Source organism: Pseudoalteromonas sp. DY56-GL79 (genome assembly GCF_041414765.1).
In the GTDB taxonomy this organism is placed as follows: domain Bacteria; phylum Pseudomonadota; class Gammaproteobacteria; order Enterobacterales; family Alteromonadaceae; genus Pseudoalteromonas; species Pseudoalteromonas piscicida.
In genome coordinates this window covers 116313-133206 of sequence record NZ_JANHZS010000004.1, presented here as the reverse complement: position 1 = coordinate 133206, position 16894 = coordinate 116313, and the positions used below count along the sequence as shown (strand labels likewise).

Annotated in this window: 12 protein-coding genes; 8 read left to right on the top strand and 4 right to left on the bottom strand. The window is 42.9% G+C overall.

From position 1 onward, the window contains the following. Nucleotides 1-170 precede the first annotated feature (170 nt). On the top strand, nt 171-3164 hold the full coding sequence (locus tag NO992_RS04280) for a hypothetical protein (protein ID WP_371374634.1): 2994 nt from the start codon (nt 171-173) through the stop codon (nt 3162-3164). Nucleotides 3165-3415: 251 nt separating this feature from the next. Continuing rightward, nucleotides 3416-6061 carry a type I DNA topoisomerase gene (topA, locus tag NO992_RS04275; protein ID WP_010373951.1) on the top strand — a complete coding sequence of 882 codons (2646 nt, stop codon included), beginning with the start codon at nt 3416-3418 and terminating at the stop codon, nt 6059-6061. Nucleotides 6062-6376: 315 nt separating this feature from the next. Here topA and NO992_RS04270 read toward each other — a convergent pair whose 3' ends face one another. Further along, the gene (locus NO992_RS04270) at nt 6377-6619 is read right to left on the bottom strand and encodes a hypothetical protein (RefSeq protein WP_010373953.1); all 243 of its coding nucleotides are present in this window, start codon (nt 6617-6619) and stop codon (nt 6377-6379) included. Nucleotides 6620-6810: 191 nt separating this feature from the next. On the opposite strand from NO992_RS04270, the gene NO992_RS04265 reads away from it, so the two are divergent. Beyond that, the gene (locus NO992_RS04265) at nt 6811-7353 is read left to right on the top strand and encodes a TIGR00645 family protein (RefSeq protein ID WP_010373955.1); all 543 of its coding nucleotides are present in this window, start codon (nt 6811-6813) and stop codon (nt 7351-7353) included. Between the two features lie 132 nt (nt 7354-7485). Here the strand turns inward: NO992_RS04265 and NO992_RS04260 are convergent, their stop codons facing one another. Genes NO992_RS04260 through NO992_RS04250 form a run of 3 tightly spaced genes read right to left on the bottom strand, consistent with a single transcriptional unit; the run spans nt 7486 to nt 9940 of the window. Then, nucleotides 7486-8739: a hypothetical protein gene (locus tag NO992_RS04260; protein WP_371374631.1), complete on the bottom strand. Its 1254-nt coding sequence runs from the start codon at nt 8737-8739 to the stop codon at nt 7486-7488. Then, complete coding sequence (locus tag NO992_RS04255; protein ID WP_371374629.1) at nt 8736-9569, bottom strand: ABC transporter ATP-binding protein; 834 nt, start codon at nt 9567-9569, stop codon at nt 8736-8738. Before NO992_RS04255 ends, NO992_RS04260 begins: the two co-directional genes overlap by 4 nt. After that, entirely contained in the window at nt 9569-9940 is a 372-nt protein-coding gene (locus NO992_RS04250) for a GntR family transcriptional regulator (RefSeq protein ID WP_010373963.1), read from the bottom strand. The genes NO992_RS04255 and NO992_RS04250 overlap by 1 nt, the downstream gene beginning before the upstream one ends. An 89-nt stretch (nt 9941-10029) precedes the next feature. Here NO992_RS04250 and NO992_RS04245 point away from each other — a divergent pair, with 89 nt between their 5' ends. The 5 genes from NO992_RS04245 to NO992_RS04225 all read left to right on the top strand — a co-directional run bounded on the left by NO992_RS04245 (nt 10030) and on the right by NO992_RS04225 (nt 16893). Next, complete coding sequence (locus NO992_RS04245) at nt 10030-11514, top strand: alpha/beta fold hydrolase (RefSeq protein WP_371374626.1); 1485 nt, start codon at nt 10030-10032, stop codon at nt 11512-11514. Nucleotides 11515-11517: 3 nt separating this feature from the next. Beyond that, nucleotides 11518-12252, top strand: a complete 735-nt coding sequence (locus NO992_RS04240; protein ID WP_010373966.1) for an ATP-binding cassette domain-containing protein — start codon at nt 11518-11520, stop codon at nt 12250-12252. Beyond that, nucleotides 12249-13385 carry an ABC transporter permease gene (locus NO992_RS04235; protein ID WP_010373969.1) on the top strand — a complete coding sequence of 379 codons (1137 nt, stop codon included), beginning with the start codon at nt 12249-12251 and terminating at the stop codon, nt 13383-13385. The genes NO992_RS04240 and NO992_RS04235 overlap by 4 nt, the downstream gene beginning before the upstream one ends. 163 nt (nt 13386-13548) lie before the next feature. Continuing rightward, nucleotides 13549-14442, top strand: a complete 894-nt coding sequence (ttcA, locus tag NO992_RS04230; protein ID WP_010373971.1) for a tRNA 2-thiocytidine(32) synthetase TtcA — start codon at nt 13549-13551, stop codon at nt 14440-14442. Nucleotides 14443-14739: 297 nt separating this feature from the next. Further along, nucleotides 14740-16893: a TonB-dependent siderophore receptor gene (locus tag NO992_RS04225; RefSeq protein WP_371374622.1), complete on the top strand. Its 2154-nt coding sequence runs from the start codon at nt 14740-14742 to the stop codon at nt 16891-16893. Nucleotide 16894 lies beyond the last annotated feature (1 nt).

The window sequence follows — 16894 nt, the reverse complement described above, 5'->3', positions numbered from 1 at the left end:
GTCCTAACACTATGTATCTTAAAACTGCTAAAGCTTAACAGGCTTGGCGCAGATGAACAGCATTTCACGATAGAAAATCTATCTAATCTAATAAAAAATTGTGATTTTATCGCTAAAATTGGGTTACTATTGAGCAATAATAAAATTAACTTAGCTAGGGAGATAGGTGAATGCCCTTGATGCGCTATTTTAGCATACTGATGCTAGCATTCTTACTGACCGCGTGCGGTGGCGGCGGCAGTATCCAAAAAGATACAGATAATGGTAATGGTGATGATGGTAGCGATGGTACTTATGCCATTACGCTTTCAGGAGCGGATACTAGTGGTAATTCAACGAATACACTTTCATCTTTATCTCCTCTAGTAATCACTGCCACGTTAACAAAAGATGGTAGCCCTCTGGCAAATAGTCGAGTCGTTTTTGAGAGCGACGAATTTGCGACCATGGAACCCAGCTCAGGGTCTGTGCTTACAAATACTGAGGGTAAAGCGTCAATTACTTTAAAAGTGACGGCTACTGTAGGTGCTGGACGTATTACGGCGACTTACACTCAAGGTGATAATAGTGCAACGAGATCTTTTGATTTTACCTCTCAAGGTGGTGGTGATGACGGTAATGTAACCGCGTCAGCAAAACTTGAGGTTATGTTGTTAAGTAAATGCCCTGCAGGTTGGGATGATAGCCGAAATCAGGCAATGATAGATCCAATTGCTGCTGGGTGTACTCGTGTCAATCAAGTATCGTCAAACGAGACTGCTGATGTATTCATCAAAATGACATCTAGCCAAACAGGTGATGCTATTGCCAACGCGTTAATTAGCGCTGAGACTACTTTAGGGGCTATTTTACCATCGACAGGCACCGCGCTAACGGATTCTTTTGGTATTGCAATCCTAAAGTTTCAGCCTGGTAACCAAGGTGGCGCAGGTACTATTACGGTAAACTCTCCAGATTATGTTGATGTCACTCAGGCTATCAATTTTAATGTTGGTGTTGCTCAGTTGAATGTTACGATTGACAATGGTTTGGTTGATAGTAATGGAGTTCAACAAAAGCTTTCCGCAGGTGGAAGTACGGTTATTACCGTGACGTTAAAGGATCAGAATGGGGCATTAATCAATAGCGCTGTTGAAGTTGCATTTAGCTCAGCTTGTTCCGTAGCGACCCCTGCGCTTGCAGAATTAGATGAAACGGTAAATACCTCAAATGGTATCGCCCGTTCTACATACCGTGCTAAAGGTTGCCAAGGCGAAGATAGAATTTCTGTTACTATCCAAAACGGCAGCTCTCCAATAAATCAAGAAACGATTATTGAAGTGGATAGCGCGCTTGCACAAGCGGTACAATTTTTACCGGAAGAAGATGGGTTTAATCAGTTTATTGCTTTACCCCCTGGTGAAGGCGGTTTACCAACCCAATCTGTTGTGAGCTTTAAACTGGTAGATGAAGATAACCTTGCAATTCCACGAGCGCGAGTCGACTTTAGATTGTCAGATGAGCAAGGCCTAGCCTCACTTACGCAAATTACCGGAAACACCAATGCAAATGGTATTGTAAGAACAACGGTTAAGTCTGGTATTGTGCCAGGACCGCTTGTTGTCAGTGCGTGTTATATCCCAGAAGAATCTTACGTGAATTTGCCTGAAGGTGATGCGATTACCTGTTGGACGGATATTGCTAACGCTTGTAATGATGCAGATGCATCAAACGACGATGCCCGCTGTCCTTCAGGCGTAATGCACACAATCCCATTAAGTGAGCAAATCTTTGGTGTATCGTCGGGATTAATTTTAAGCTCAGGTGTCACCGATCAGGATACGTTTGACGCTTCCCCCGTTACATTCAATACCAACTCGCTTAATTATAATGGAGTAACAACAAATATTACCTTGTTCTTTGGTGATCAATTCAATCAGTTTAATGCTGATGGCGTTGCTGCAACTGTGATTGCTGAAGCCGGTGCTATTGGTAGTACTGAGTCTGAGGACACTTACGATTGTAGAACGAATAATGCTGCTTGTACTGTGGTATGGCGTAGCCAAGGAGATAGACCTTTCTATGAATATCGTTGGGGTAACCGCATTGGTGATATAGACGGTAATGCGAATACCTTTGAAGCGGTAGCACCTAGGCTAGCAGCTACATTATCAAATACTCAAAAGCAAAGTTCAGCTAATTGGAACTGTGACCCATATTTTGGTAATGCAGCACCATGTATTAATGGCATGCTAAGACAAAAAGACGCTTCGTCGAACGATGGCGCTACAACTGCGCTTAGACGAATTGTTATGGGTGGGCGTGTAAGTGTGTTGGCTTTTGTTAAAGGCCAAGAAAATTTCAGAGATGAGCAATCAAGCGGTGGAGTAGAGCGCCGTAATGGTCGATTTGATATTGGTGAATATCGCCAAGAGTTTGACCTTACAGAAGCATTCCTAGATACCAATGAGAATGGTCGCTTTGATAAAGAGAATTGTGATTCTGCCGCAAACACTGGACCTTGTTCTCCAACCGGAACTGTAAATGGCGGTCATGACGATTGGTGGATGGATAGCAATAACAATGGTCGCTTTGATTTTGATATCGATGGCAACAATATTTATGAAGGGGACGGCAAATATAATGGTTTGCTTTGTTCAGAAGCAGCTGAAGCCGCAGGAGAATGCACTAAAGAGCTAGTTAATGTATACAGACAATTTGAATTGATAATGTCTGGTGATAATGCTTTTGTGCGATTTACAGTGCCGGCTGCGCTTGCAGGTTCGAATACGTGCCCAAGTGGCAATGGCTTAGTGCTTGAACCATCTGGAGTAGATGGTGTGTGCGACCTCGCCAGTGTAGACTTCACGGCGGCAGGCAGCCCATCAGCTGTTCCTATCACGATTTATTTCACTGATGAGTTTGGTAATCCGCTTCCAGCAGGTACAGAAGTCGAAATTTCAACAAATAACGGTGAGTTGACCAGTGGTAGTGTGTCTGGCACCTTAGGGAACTACACAAGTGATAAGCCAAACTTCTTCAACGTTACTTTGGCGAGGGAAGCTGAGCCAAACAACAAACTTTCTGGCGTATTAGGGATCAAATTTACTTTCCCAGCTTTGGGAGATGATGATGACGAACGAAAGACACAATCAATCGGAATAAGCGTTACAGACGCTGGATAATTCAACAAATGCCAACTTTCGGGTTGGCATTTTTGTTTCTATTCCTTTATATTCCCGTGCCTTAACCTTATATATATGAATGCGTCCCTAAATTGGCTGAATATTGTACATAAATTGGATAATAATTCGGTGATCAGGGAAAAGTTAGTATTTTTAGCTTGTAACAATAGGTGTTTGTAGATATACCTATAAGTAATTTAACGCCCAAGTAAGGGCAAACATCAGACAGAATCGGTCAAAAATAGGCAGCTATGGGCAAATCGCTAGTAATTGTAGAGTCTCCCGCGAAGGCAAAAACAATCAATAAATACCTCGGCAAGGATTACATTGTTAAATCCAGTGTAGGCCATGTTCGAGATCTTCCTACCTCAGGGGCAGGTAAAACGAAAGGCTTGGCAACTAAGTCGCCAGCTGAAGTACGTAAAATGTCACCTGAAGAAAAAGCGCAATATAAAAAGCAAAAAGATTATGCAAATTTAGTTGCGAGGATGGGGATTGATCCTGAGAAGGGTTGGGAACCGCATTACGAAATTTTGCCGGGTAAAGAAAAAGTAGTTCAAGAGCTACAGAAACTTGCTGAAGATGCTGACCATATCTATCTCGCAACCGATTTGGATAGAGAAGGGGAAGCCATTGCTTGGCACCTTGAACAGATTATCGGTGGCGATGAGAGCAAATATAAGCGTGTGGTCTTTAACGAGATCACCAAAAACGCGATAACCCAAGCGTTTGAAGCGCCTGGCGACCTTAACACCGACATGGTATATGCCCAGCAGGCAAGACGATTCCTTGACCGTGTTGTTGGCTTTATGGTCTCCCCGCTGCTTTGGCAAAAAGTAGCAAGAGGGTTGTCGGCAGGTCGCGTACAATCTGTTGCTGTGAGATTACTTGTTGAGCGAGAGCGTGAGATTAAAGCGTTTATTCCAGAAGAGTTTTGGGATATTCACGCCGATGTTAAAGCAACAAAAGATGATATTCGCCTAGCGGTTACTAAGTTTAAAGGCGAAGCATTTAAGCCAGTAAATAAAGCGCAGGCTGATACTGCTGTACAAGTGCTTGAAAACAGTGCTTACGAAGTAGTCAAGGTTGAAGAAAAGCCAAGTAAGAGTAAGCCAAGTGCGCCATTTATTACCTCGACAATGCAGCAAGCGGCAAGTACTCGTTTAGGCTATGGCGTAAAGAAAACCATGATGTTAGCGCAGCGTCTATACGAAGCGGGTTACATCACCTATATGCGTACGGACTCGACGAATTTATCAAACGACGCGTTAGAAATGTGTCGTGGCTATATCGATAGTGAATTCGGTAGTAAGTATCTTCCAGAAGCACCACTGCGTTATTCCGCAAAAGGCAACGCACAAGAAGCGCACGAGGCAATTCGTCCTTCTGACGTGACGATCTTATCAGGTCATTTAGACGGCGTAGAGGCAGATGCTAAGAAGCTCTATGAGCTTATTTGGCGTCAGTTTGTAGCGTGTCAAATGATGCCAGCAGAGTATGATCTAACGACGCTGACCGTCGCCGCGGAAGATTACACGTTAAAAGCGAAAGGTCGCGTGCTACGTTTTGATGGTTGGACACGTGTACAACCAGCCGTTCGTAAGAAGAATGAAGAAGAGCAGGCGCTTCCAAGTGTTTCAGTTGGCGACAAGCTTGATCTTATTGCGATTGATCCTAAGCAGCACTTTACTAAACCACCAGCACGTTTCAGCGAAGCAAGCTTAGTTAAAGAATTAGAAAAGCGTGGTATTGGTCGCCCATCTACCTATGCAGCTATCATTTCAACGATTCAGGACCGTGGTTATGTTCGAGTTGAAAACCGCCGTTTTTACGCTGAAAAAATGGGCGAGATCGTAACTGACAGACTCGTTGAGAATTTCAACGATTTAATGGACTTTGACTTTACCGCAAAAATGGAAGGTCGCCTGGATGATATCGCAGAGGGCGAACGTTTATGGACGCAGGTACTTGATAAGTTTTACGCCGACTTTTCTAACCAGCTAGAAATCGCAGCTGGCGATGAAAGTGAAGGCGGCATGCGACAAAATGTGATGGTTGAAACGGACATAGATTGTCCCACATGTTCACGCAAAATGGGTATTCGTACTGCTTCTACTGGAGTATTCCTTGGTTGTACAGGCTATAACTTGCCGCCAAAAGAGCGTTGTACCACCACAATCAATCTAGTGTCTGGTGATGAAGCGGTTGCCGCGGATGCGGATGAAGAGGCGGAAGCTGAATCGCTGCGTCATATGAAACGTTGTCCAATTTGCGAAACGGCAATGGACTCATACCTTATCGATGAAACGAAAAAGCTCCATGTATGTGGTAACAACCCGGCGTGTAAGGGCTATGTCATTGAGACCGGTGCATTTAAGATCAAAGGCTATGATGGACCACTAATTGAGTGTGACAAGTGTGGCTCGGATATGCAGCTTAAATCTGGTCGTTTTGGTAAGTATTTTGGTTGTACAAATGAAGACTGTAAAAATACACGTAAGCTATTGAAAAACGGTGAAGCTGCACCACCGAAAGAAGATCCAGTTCCGCTTCCGGAACTAGAATGCGAAAAGTCGGACGCACATTTTGTGCTTCGAGATGGCGCTTCAGGTATTTTCTTAGCGGCGCACACATTCCCGAAATCACGTGAGACAAGAGCCCCGAAAGTATCAGAGCTAAAACGCTTCAGAGATAGAATTTCACCTAAATTCTATTATTTGGCTGATGCGCCTGAGCAAGACTCGGATGGTAATCCTGCGATTGTTCGCTACTCTAGAAAAACCAAGACACAATATGTGATGACAGAAGTGGATGGTAAAGCGACGGGTTGGAAAGCGACGTATAGCAATGGTAAATGGGTAGAAGAAGAGAAAACTACCAAGAAAAAGAAAGCTTAACAGCTAGCCAAACATCGATAATTGCTTTCAGGTGTTATTGAAAATAAAAGGCCGCTCAACACATTGAGCGGCCTTTTTCATCATGAATGCCATCACTTAAATAACCTGAGGCTTGGATAAGGAATGTTCCAACTCATTGTTGCTAAAGCACAACTTAGTTTTCTCCTTGTCTAGCCAGAGAGTTTTAGGGAAAACAAGGCGAATTTACGCACCAATAGCTGGCTATTGGAAGTGAATTCAACGCAGTTAGCGCTAAAACTGGCTGCTAGAAAGGCATTAATTATCCGCAGCTCAGGTTAAATAAGCGAACTGGTATTACTTAATGTTTACGTCTTTGACTTTTTGATAGCCAGTTGCTTCTAGCTCGTCGTTAACGCAATTCAAAACATATTTTTTCATCTCAGATGCTTGTACATCATCATCTTTTGCCCAATCAAGGCACATTTGAGTTAACTCTTGAACCAAATCTGCAGGCGCGACTGGTAACTCTTCATCGGCTTGTACTTGTACACAAGCAAAAAGAGATAGAGCGATTAATGATGAAACTAAGGTTTTCATTCGTGTTACCTGTTAGTTGAAAGAACAAGCATGTTTTAAAGCAAAATTTAAAATAAGGAAAACGAATTTATTTTCTCTTAAAGAGCAGAAAATTGATTCAAATTTACGTCAATAAATAGTGAGAAATATAAGCGTTGATGCTACATTTATAGGTTCAGTCAAACTTACTAAAGATGGTGAAAATCAAAAACATGGAGCAAGAAACCAAGTCCGAGAATGAGCAATTTAATCGTTATGAACATCTCTTAGAAAGAACCTTATTTAAAGGACGATGGTTGTTAGCGCCGTTCTTTGTTGGCCTACTACTCGCGATTGTGTTGCTGTTACTTAAGTTCTTTAAACAGCTTTATGTGATGACCATCAGTGCGCTTACCGCGACAAATCAAGAGTTACTCATTGGTATTTTAACATTGGTTGATACGGCTTTATTGGCTGGGTTGTTGATCATTATTATTTTTAGTGGCTACGAGAATTTTGTTTCTAAGCTTAATGTCGAACCACAAGAAGACAAACCGACTTGGATGGGGAAAGTTGGCTTCTCAGGGCTTAAAATCAAGCTGATCAGCGCCATAGTAGCGATATCTGCCGTAGAGTTGCTCAAGGTCTTTATTCATTCTCAAGATTTAACCAGTGAGCAGCTTGCTTGGAAAGTAGGCATACACATTACTTTCGTGATCTCTGGGGTGTTGTTTTCGGTCACCGATTTTATTAATAGTCGAACCCACTCCCATTAAAAATTGCAGCTGTAAAGGAGTGATAATCGACTTATGTTCACTATCACTCTTATATTCTATCCTGCACCGTCTCTGGTGGTTCAATCGCTAGCGCAACGCCTCTTCGTGAGACATCTCGGATCCGAGTACTCCTTAATCAAATTTCTTATTACTGTAAACAAGCAGTGAGGTGGCAATCACAACGTAACCTAATAATAGATATACGGTGGTTGCTGATTGTTCGTGATTTAACAGGTAAGATTTAAATGCACTATGCAAAATGACGACGAACATGCAGGAAAGCGACAACGTAAGGGCGCTTTTAATCATGCTTCCTAGCGCAACGCAAAGAACAAATCCTGCTACAGAGCCTGTAAATATTACTAAGTAGAAAGTCACAGTTTCGAATGTGGAAAAGAAGCTACAAGCTAGCAATACTAGAAGTTGAAACAAGGCTAGGCAAAACCCAAGTTTAACCGCAGAGACGTGGTAAGCCTGCTTTATCGCTTTAAGGCTTGAGTAGATAGGGAGTAGGTATAGTTGATCCCATGTCATTTTTGTTTGTAGTTTGGACCAACAGACAAAAATAGCGACCATCAGAACAAGCATATCGGTAAAGCCGATAACAAAATGGAGTGTGACACCAAAAAAGCCACTTGCCACAATCGCTAATAGCCCAGAGACAAGTAAAATCTGACAGGTTTGTATCAACAGATTACCCGCAAAATAGCTCATTGGCATAAAAAATTGTCTAAACCCCTGAGTGAGGAAATCTGGTGCGAAGGTATTGCTCGGTAGCCACCCAGTTTGAATATTATTTATGTAGGTTTGATATGCCAAATGATGCCATTGGCAGTGATGAGTCCGTGTCACTAACAGGTATGTTCCCATTAACATAAGGGGGACGGCAAGCAGTGCTAAAATTTGGGGGGTATCGCCAAAAAACATGGCGAGCACGAGTGCGAGCATAAAAACGTAACTATTATGTTTGAAGTACACACTATTTCGAAGACATAGCAAAAAGAAGCTACCGCCAAAACTCGTTGCAAATAACATGGCATAGGCCACTTCAGGTGCGGGGCGGTTGAGAAGAGCAAGAGCATTGAGTAGGTAGCCAATGACCAGAATTACCATACCTTGCAAGTATATGTGTTGTTTAATTGCAGGGAATAGTAAGGTGCTTTCCTGTGCTTGCAACTTCACTAACTGCCAACAAAAAGCCATCCATAAGGCGCTGATTGAAAAGACCAAACTAAATGTTTGTATATTTTGATCTTCTATTAAAGTTAACAAAGGTGAAGCGATAGACGCTAAGAACCCAGGAATGAAAAAATTTGCTGAGCCGCACTCTCGCAACCAGAACCCGGAAAACCCTGTCCACCAATTACGCTGAGTTAATGTACTCATGCGTGTAGCTCCACAAAGAGCTGCTCAAGGTTGCTATGGCTTTGCTGTAGGCCTGCTGACCAGTTTGCACTGTCGTGAGCTTGATAAATGCTAAAACGTTCAGATTGATGAAGTACGTTTCCTGATGGCAGTTTGCTTGTAAGATGATGTGGTACAAGCCTAATTTGTTCTTTTAGTGTATCTAATTCGCCAGTAACCAAAACCTTACCATCTTTAATAATGGCAATATGACTCGCAACGCGCTCAACGTCAGATGTAATATGCGAGGAGAAAAGTACACCGGAGCCGGACTCAAGTGCTAGCTCGAATAAGTCCGACATAAATTCCCGGCGTGCAATGGGGTCGAGACTTGACACTGGTTCGTCAAGGATCAGTAACTTAGGTCGGTACGACATCGCCATTATCAGCGCTAGACTTTGTTGTTGGCCAACTGAAAGATTACTTACTAGCTTGTTTTCGTCTAACTCGAAGCGAGAAAGCCATTCTTGCTCAAGTGTAATATCCCAATTTGGATAAAAGCTGCGGTGCAGTGCGAGAGCGTCTTTGACTTTAAAACCTTGATAGCCACAGGGCTGTTGTGGCACATAGCCAATTTGGCTTTTGCACGTAGGGCTCAGTTCTATGTTGCTGCTGTTGAGGCAGCTAACCTCACCACTATTTTGTTCGATTAACCCAAGTGCAATTCGCAGTAGTGTCGTTTTACCGGCCCCGTTTCGTCCTAGTAAACCCATAACCATGCCAGGTTCAATAATAAGATTTATGTCTTCAAGAACCGGCTTGTCGGCAAATTGTTTATGGATTTTAGTAAATTGTAGTAGTGGGCTTGTCATTATTCTTGTCCCCAATTTTTATCAATTAATGATATCAATTCAGTCTTACTGATCCCAAGCTGTTTCGCATCACTAATTAAAATATCTAGGTTTTTATGGAGTAGATTATCGGTCTGTTGTGTAGTTTGCTGCTGTGCAACGCGTGTCGGCTGGCCGCGTCTTCGTTCAAGCCAACCTTGATCGACAAGTTGCCCGATAGCCCGAGAGACGGTCATCGGATTTACCGAGAAGTGTTCAGCTAGCTTTCTTACAGAAGGTAGCTCTTCTCCGGCTTGTGCTTTACCCGACACAATTAAACGCACTATCTGATCAAATAGCTGCTTATAAATCGGCTCTGCGCTGTTGGGGTTGACATGAATAAGATCTAGCATTACTCTAATTCTACTGTATTAATACAATAATACACTGATACACTCACTTAAAGTTAGCATACTGACCGTGAGTCAACAAGGAAATAACTATGAAAAAGCCATTTAAGTTTAAGAAAAGCTTAGTAAAGCTAGCGCTGCTTCCTCTCGTTTTAGGAACTGGGCTGCCATTACAAGCGGCAACATCAACAGCAGAATTATCCGCTTGTTATGCAAAAGGCCTCAGTGACAGAGCGCAATGCGGAAAAATCTCGCAACCATTAAGTGAAACCAAAACAGAACAAAAAATTGATATTCATTTTATGGTTATTCCAGCAATAAAGCCGCTTTACCCACAAGAAGCGATTATTGCGTTTGCAGGGGGACCTGGACAATCGGCCACTGAAATTGCAGCGAACTTTGAAAGAATTCTTAAATACGCGAGAGAAAATAGAGACATTATACTTGTTGATCAACGGGGAACTGGAAAGTCCAATCTATTGCAATGTGATATGGATGATCTTGAGCAACAGTTTGCGCTAAATGATACCTTATTGGGTCTCGATTTTTACAAAGAAGATGCCCTTAAGTGTAAAGAAAAACTAGACACAGATCTTTCCGATTATACGACGGTTGCAGCTGCAAAAGATTTTGATGCGGTAAGAGTCGCGCTTGGTTATAGCAAATTACACCTATATGGTGGCTCATATGGAACACGCATCGCACTTGAGTATATGAGACAGTTCCCTGATAGTGTTGCATCGGCCGTGTTAGATGGTCTTGCACCCAATAACCAAAGCTTAATGGCGATTGGTGGCGCGATAGAAGATTCATTGAATGCCCTTTTTGCACAATGTGAGTCCGATAAAAAATGTGCAAATAGTTATCCGAATCTAAAGCAGCAATGGCAAAGCTTGCTTAATCAAGTAGAGCAAACGCCGATAGAGGTGTCTGTACTTCACCCTAGAACCAGCAAACCGCTTGCTATGACGATGACCAAAATGAAGCTATTTAGCGCGATTAGGATGGCGCTTTACTCTCATTCTTTCCGCGCATTGGTGCCGCTTGCGATTAGTGAAGCGACTAAAGGTAACCTTGCTCCACTTGTTGGCATGATGGCACCAAGTGAAGACGGTCTGGGATTGGCCATGGGGATGCATCAGGCGATTGTATGTGGGGAAGATTGGCCACGATTAACGGCTGCGGACAAAGCCAAATATAGTGAAAACTATATGGGTAAGATGATGATCACAGGACTAGATGCGACATGTCCAATTTGGAATGTGAGTCCGGTGCCAAGTAGTTATTATGAACCCGTTGCGTCCGATATTCCAACCTTACTGCTTTCTGGCGGATTAGACCCAGCAACGCCTGCTAAGTGGGCAGACGTTGCGATGGAAAAACTAAGCAATGCTACGCACTTAGTTGCGCCAACGGCTACGCATATTGTCGCAGGGCAAAGCTGTGCTAATAAGCTTATTGCTAAGTTTTACGATGAAAAGACGGTGGGAGACTTTGATACTAGCTGTCTTGAAGAAGACACACGCAAACAATTCTTTATGAACATCAATGGCCCAGCAACCGCTAATAAGGAGTAACTCATGATCCAAGTAGATAACTTATACAAAAAGATTGGTGAAGTGAACGCGCTAGACGGGCTGTCATTTACCGCTCGAGATGGCCAAATTACGGGACTATTGGGACCAAATGGGGCAGGTAAAACGACTTGTTTACGGACCGTATTTGGCCTGCTCCAAGCTGATCAAGGTATGGCGTCTATCGATAGTATTGATGTTGCCAAAGAGCCAACCAGGGCAAAACAACAATTAGGATTGTTCCCAGACCCATGTGGACTCTACGAGCGCATGACACCGCGTGAATATACCCAGTTTTACGCTGAACTAAGTGGCATGGACGCAAAATCGGCCGCTGCCGCGACACAAGAAGTGTTAGAAAAGCTACAAATGTTGGATATCGCGGATAGACGCTGTAAAGGCTTTTCACAAGGCCAAAGAATGAAAACGGCGTTGGCGCAGGCTATTGTGCATAAACCAACGAATATTGTACTTGATGAGCCAACACGTGGTTTAGATGTAATGAGTACCAGAGTGTTACGAGATTTGTTGTTGATGCTTAAGGCGCAAGGTCACTGTGTCTTATTTTCTAGCCACGTGATGCAAGAAGTTGCAGCACTTTGCGATCATGTTGTGGTCATGGCGAAAGGTAAAGTGGTCGCGGAAGGTTCTCCACAAGCTCTATGCGAACAAACAGGTAAAGCGTCGCTTGAGGAAGCTTTCATTACCCTAATCGGTACGGATGAAGGAATTGCAGCATGATGAAATTAATCTCGGTTTTATTTAAAAAAGAAGTGTTAGACGCAAGCCGCGACAAACGTTCGGTGATGGCTGGCCTTTACTATTGCATCGGTGCACCTATTCTAATGTGTGTATTATTTACCGTCATGTTTAAGCAAATGGCTTCGCCTGATGCTCTCAAAATCACCATTAATAACGCAGAGAATGCGCCTAACTTAGTGCAATTTTTAGCGAGTAAAGAAATTGAACATGGTGAAGGCGAAGAGGTTAAAGCTATTACCTTGGAGGTAAGCGAAGATTACCAAGAAAATATGATGCAAGGTAAGAGCGCGACGGTATTTATCATCGCTGATAAATCGGAGCAAAAGTTACGTTCATCAATTAACCGACTAGAGCGTAACCTCATGTTATACAACAGCGAAGTTGCTTCATTGCGGTTAGTCGCGCGTGGTATCGATCCGACAATTGCACGTGCGATAGATGTGCAAACTCATGACCAAGCGACACCAACCTCTAAAGGGGGCTTCGTATTAGGTATTGCAACGTTATCTATTATTATTTCACTATTTTATGCGGCGATGGGTATGGCAATTGACAGTAGTGCAGGGGAGCGTGAACGCAACTCTTTACAGCTATTACTTAGCCACCCGATCAGTACCATGCATATTGTGTTAGCTAAAGTGGGGGCAATCGCAGGTTTTTCTATCATTGCTTTAGTGTTAACCACCATAGTATCAAAGTTTGCGTATAATATGGTGCCTTGGGAAATGATGGGCTTTACGGTGATTATTGGTCCTAAATTCATTATTTCGGCAATTATCATTGGCCTGCCTATTGCGCTAATGTCAGCCAGTTTATTGATATTTATCTCTTTCTTAGCTAAATCATTTAAAGAGGCGCAATCTTATGTAGCGATGGCGCTGTTCATTCCGGTAATGATGAGTATGGCAACGACCTATGATATTGCTACCGATATTATGCAGTGGATGCCGATCGCAGCGCAGCAAAACGCAATGATTGAAATCATTAAAGGCAATGCGATACCGGTACCACAATTATTATTGTCGAGTGCGGTAACGCTGGGCTTGTTTGCTATTTTCACCTACCTAAGCAGTCGTATGCTAAAAAGTGAAAAGGTAGTGTTCGGCCTTTAATTTATTAGTTCCCAACAATGGCGCCCGAAGTGGCGCCATTTTTGTATTTTACCTCATCTCAATTTCACGTATAATCGGCGCCCCATAATTGATGTAGTAATGTACTAGCGCGATAACGCCCACAGTACACAGTTGAGTAAGTATGAATACGGCACCTAACACCATGACAGAGCAAGATAATCGCAAAGAAGTTTTAGAGTTTAATAAGCTGCAAAAGCGTCTGCGCCGTAATGTCGGCAACGCCATCAAAGATTACAATATGATCGAAGAAGGCGATGTGGTGATGGCTTGTATCAGCGGTGGTAAGGATTCATTCGCCATGCTGGATATTTTACTTAGCCTAAAAAAGGCAGCACCAATTCACTTTGATGTGGTGGCGGTCAATCTGGATCAAAAGCAGCCTGGGTTCCCAGAGCATATTTTGCCTGAGTACTTCGAAACGTTAGACATTCCGTATTACATCATTGATAAAGATACATACTCAGTCGTTAAAGAGAAAGTACCAGAGGGCAAAACGACTTGTGGTCTTTGTTCACGCTTGCGTCGTGGTACTTTGTACTCATTTGCGGAAAAGATTGGCGCAACTAAAATCGCACTGGGCCATCACTTAGATGATATTGTTGAAACGCTGTTTTTAAACATGTTCTACGGCGCAAGAATGAAAGCGATGCCGCCAAAGCTGCGCTCTGATGATGGCCGTAATGTGGTGATCCGCCCGCTCACTTATGCGCGTGAAAAAGATCTTATTCAATACGCTGAACATAAGGATTTTCCTATTATTCCGTGCAACCTATGTGGCTCGCAAGAAAACCTACAACGTCAAAATATTAAATCTATGTTGGTAGAGTGGGACAAGAAAACACCTGGTCGAGTAGAGAACATTTTTAAATCAATTCAGAATGTTAGTCCAAGCCAGCTGGCTGACACTGAACTCTTTGACTTCGAAAGTTTGCCTCTAGATAGAGACGGTGAGCGTGAAGCTTATGATTTTAATGAAGCTGTGGTTTCCTCGACAAACATTGATGAATCATTGTTTATTGATGTAACTAATATTTAATTCTCAACAATGATTTTTCCAGACTAGGTCTGATAGGCTTAGTCTCAAACTCAATAATTGCTACTCTATAACTTAGCTACTCTCGCTCACCAACAGACTAAAAATCTTTCACTTTAAATGACCTGTTAACTCTACGTACCTACTTTATGCATGCAGTGGGGAAGTGCTCTCTGCATGAGATATTTTTACTCTAGATTTTGCAAAAAATGCAATTAAATTCAGGTTTTTTATTTTAAATGTAATTAATAATTGTTATCATTTGTTTGCGCTTTAATAATAACCAAGTTGTGGCTCTTAATGAAAACAGTATCAAAACTATCCCTTATCGCGTTAGCGATTATGTATCCCTCCTTGCACGCATCAGCTCAGCAGCAAGTGTCAGAAGATAACCTTACAGACCAAGACATAGAAAGAATAACCGTCGTTAGCCGTACATTAAATTTATACCGCAATGGTGAGTCTTCAACGGGAAAGCTTGCGGTTGACCCACTTAACTCGACCCAGATGGTGACTTCTCTCAATGCAAATCTGATCCGTGATTTAGCAGCAAGAGATGCTAAAGATCTCTATCGTAATATCGCGGGAGTAAGCCAATTTAGCTACGCAGGGGTGACTGCACGTGGCTTTCGTCAAGAAGAAATCTATTTTGATGGTCTAAGAGGCGACCCATATGTTGGGTTTAATGTCCCACAGCTATTTAATGTCGAGCGTGTCGACTTTTTAAAAGGTCCCGCCGGTATGCTGTATGGCCCTGGTGCTCCTGGTGGATTATTCAACTATATAACTAAAAAGCCGCAATCTGAGTTTAGTGCCAACACTCGTATTATCGCGGGCACAGATAGCCGCTATGGTGCTTCTGGTGAGGTGACTGGTGAAGTAGCACAAGCGCAAAGCATTCGCTTGGGAGCCTTTTACGAACAACAAGATACCTACCGCGATAATAGTGCCAGCGAAGTGGCAATTGTGGATGCAGGTTACGCTTATGATTTTGATAATGCTCGTTTGATTTTGCAATACACGCACTACAAACAGGACTTGGACGCGAATCGATTACGCGGTGTCCCTGCTGGTGATGACGGTGAGTTTCTAACCACACCATCGTGGAACCACAATGAGCCTACAGACTTTTTAAATCTAACCTCAGATGTATTGCAAGCAAGTGTTGTAGGGGATTTAAGTCCATCGCTAAGTTACAACGTTGCGCTTCGCTATATAGATAATGAACAAGAACAAAATTATCATGAACCAAGAGCACTCATCGACAGCAATAAAGATAGTCAAATCGATTTGGTCGCACGTGAGTTCCGAGATCAACTAAGAGCCCAATCTCAACTCTCTTTTGCGGCTAACTTTGTTTACGAAACACAAGTACTTGGCGCTGAGCAGCGTACCGCATTTGGACTAGATATATATTCTGGTGAAGAAGATGCATTATTAGGTCGAGCGTCAGCATCTAATGACTTTGTCACTCGTTATCTAAATGGTACGTCGTTAGGATCGGATATTTTGCCTTTGTCTCTCTACAATCCTAATTATGGCGAAACGCAGCCAAACCAATACAATGTGAAATTTGCGCCAGAAAGTACAACGAAACAAAAGCGTAATGGCTCCTATGTACTAAACGAACTCGCTTGGGAGAAAGTAACGTTTGTTGCAGGCATACGTTATGACCAGTTTGAAGACGATGCCAACGGCAGTAAGTTTGATGATACCAATGTTAGCTTCAGAATTGGTGGTATCTACAAGCTATCTGATGACATCTCATTATATTCACAGTGGGCTGACTCTTACGAACCTCAAGGCGTATCCAGCCAGGACGAAAAAGCGGGTGGTCCATTTGAGCCAACGACGGGTGATATCATTGAAGTTGGGCTTAACGCAGAGTTATTTGACGGAAGTACATTGCTAAAAGTGGCTGGTTATCAGATAACAAGGCAAAACTTGCTACAAAATACAGGCACAGATCCTGAGCAAGATGGTGTTGATAATTTAGCGTCAATCGGAGAAATCACGAGTAAAGGCCTAGAAATTGAATTGATCACCGATGTGACCCCTGACTGGGTAGTAAGTCTGGCCTATGCCTATAATGATGCGACTATCACCGCTGACAATGGCGCTGGAGGGATCCGCAATAGTGTTGGCGATAAATTTGCCAACGCCCCTGAAAATCAGTTTGGGGTGTGGACTCGATATCAGATCCCTGAGTGGAATTTGGCTTTCGCAGTTGGCGGAAACTATGTGGATGAGCAGCTTAGTTTATCTGGCCAAACACTAAATTCCTATTTCGTCGCTGACACCTCAATTATTTGGGAATTAGATAACTACAGTGTGCTATTCAGAGTTGAAAACGTATTCGATAAAGAATATGCAGAGTCGGGCTTTTTAGAGCGTACAGGGCACTTTCCAGGCGATCCAAGAAATGCTTTCCTTGAGTTTACCTACAATTGGTAAT

Bases quoted from the DNA above. Each gene is read 5' to 3' on its own strand.
- NO992_RS04245 (WP_371374626.1), top strand. From the start codon at position 10,030: ATGAAAAAGCCATTTAAGTTTAAGAAAAGCTTAGTAAAGCTAGCGCTG.
- NO992_RS04240 (WP_010373966.1), top strand. From the start codon at position 11,518: ATGATCCAAGTAGATAACTTATACAAAAAGATTGGTGAAGTGAACGCG.
- topA (WP_010373951.1), top strand. From the start codon at position 3,416: ATGGGCAAATCGCTAGTAATTGTAGAGTCTCCCGCGAAGGCAAAAACA.
- NO992_RS04250 (WP_010373963.1), bottom strand. From the start codon at position 9,940: ATGCTAGATCTTATTCATGTCAACCCCAACAGCGCAGAGCCGATTTAT.
- NO992_RS04280 (WP_371374634.1), top strand. From the start codon at position 171: ATGCCCTTGATGCGCTATTTTAGCATACTGATGCTAGCATTCTTACTG.
- NO992_RS04255 (WP_371374629.1), bottom strand. From the start codon at position 9,569: ATGACAAGCCCACTACTACAATTTACTAAAATCCATAAACAATTTGCC.
- NO992_RS04235 (WP_010373969.1), top strand. From the start codon at position 12,249: ATGATGAAATTAATCTCGGTTTTATTTAAAAAAGAAGTGTTAGACGCA.
- NO992_RS04260 (WP_371374631.1), bottom strand. From the start codon at position 8,739: ATGAGTACATTAACTCAGCGTAATTGGTGGACAGGGTTTTCCGGGTTC.
- ttcA (WP_010373971.1), top strand. From the start codon at position 13,549: ATGACAGAGCAAGATAATCGCAAAGAAGTTTTAGAGTTTAATAAGCTG.
- NO992_RS04225 (WP_371374622.1), top strand. From the start codon at position 14,740: ATGAAAACAGTATCAAAACTATCCCTTATCGCGTTAGCGATTATGTAT.
- NO992_RS04270 (WP_010373953.1), bottom strand. From the start codon at position 6,619: ATGAAAACCTTAGTTTCATCATTAATCGCTCTATCTCTTTTTGCTTGT.
- NO992_RS04265 (WP_010373955.1), top strand. From the start codon at position 6,811: ATGGAGCAAGAAACCAAGTCCGAGAATGAGCAATTTAATCGTTATGAA.